Genomic DNA, 1,517 nt, shown 5'->3' with positions numbered 1-1,517 from the left:
CCTCCGGGCGGCCGTGGCCGAGGGCCCGCCCCCGTGGGAGACCACGCGGGCGGGCCCTTCGGCGTTCACACCGTGACCGCTTCCGGACACACCGCGATAATCCCGCCTCACCGGGTTGGAGGCGCGGGTCCGGGTCATTAGCATCGGCCGGGTAGGCCCCTCACCGCGACCGGAACTCCCTGCGCGCCCCCGCTCCCGTGGCAGTTCCTCCCCCTCTGCCCTCCCGTGCCGCACCGGCCTCCGGCCCCGGGCCTCCTCGGCACGGCAGCACCTCAGGAAGCGATGTGACGCACGTGCCCATCCCCCGTCCCGGTCCCGCACGCCCCGTCCTCGCGGTCGCCGCGGTCTCGGCGCTCGTCCTCGGCCCCGCCGCCCCCGCGGCCTCCCTTCCCGCCGAACCGGCCGTCTACTCGGTGCGCGGGCAGTACACGGGCGTCGCCGAGCACGGCCACGCCGTCACCATGAGGGGCGAGACGTACACGACCACGAGCACGTTCAACGTCGACCTGGAGGGCGACCAGCTCCTCACCGCCTACTGCATCGACTTCCGCACCGGCATCGTCGGCGATGCCTGGTACCGCGAGGACCGGTGGGACACCTACCCCGGCAGGGGCGACTTCGCCGAACCGGGCAAGGTCCGGTGGATCCTCCTCAACTCCTATCCGGTCACCGGCCTCGGGGAGCTGCGCGAGGACACGGGCATCGCGGGCGTGGACGCGTCGGAGGCGCTGACCGCGACCCAGGCGGCGATCTGGCACTTCAGCAACGGCCTCGACCTGGAGGAGGTCCACCAGGGGCCCGAACTGGAGGCCGGGGTCGTCGAGGGCGACGTCGTCCGGCTCTACGACCACCTCGTGGAGCACGCGGAGGAGACGCCCGACGAGCCGGGGTCGGCGCTGACCGTCAGCCCCGACCGCGGCTCCGGGCTGGCCGGCGGGACCGTCGGCGAGTTCACCGTGGAGACCAGCGCCGACGAGGTCCCGGTGACCGTGGACGCCCCCGAGGGCGTGGAGCTGGTGGACCTCGGGAGCGGGGAGCCGGTGACCGGGGTCGGCGACGGCTCCACGGTCGGTTTCGCCGTTCCCGCGGACGCCGGGGCGGGCGAGGCGACCTTCACCCTGGAGGCCGAGGCGACCGTCCGGACCGGGCGCCTGTTCAGGGGCGAGTCGGACGAGCCCACCCAGACCCTGATCACCGCCCAGGACAGCGAGATCACCGTGTCGGACTCCGCCTCCGCGGCCTGGGACGCGCAGGGCGGGACCCCGCCTCCGATCGAGACCTCCGAGAGCCCCGCCGGGGCGGCCGGCGGCACGGACCCCGCGGACCGCGACGAGCGGCCGCTGGCCCTGACCGGTGGCGCGGTCGCCGCCCTGGTCGCGGCCGGTGCGCTCGCCCTGGGGGCCGGGGCGGTGCTCCTCCTCCTGGCCCGCAGGCGCAGGGCAGCGGCGGGGACGGGAACCGCCGACTAAGGGCCGCGCGGCCGGAGCCGGAGACGCGTGTGCCCGCCGCCCCCGGGA

General features: G+C 75.7%; 1 protein-coding gene. It reads left to right on the top strand.

The window, feature by feature from the left end; all coding sequences use genetic code 11:
• The first annotated feature begins 284 nt into the window (after positions 1–284).
• The gene (locus ACWGL3_RS32195) at positions 285–1,469 is read left to right on the top strand and encodes a thioester domain-containing protein (protein ID WP_346660219.1); all 1,185 of its coding nucleotides are present in this window, start codon (positions 285–287) and stop codon (positions 1,467–1,469) included.
• Positions 1,470–1,517 lie beyond the last annotated feature (48 nt).

The organism is Nocardiopsis sp. NPDC055824 (assembly GCF_053616335.1).
This window is presented reverse-complemented; position numbering and strand designations above follow the sequence as displayed.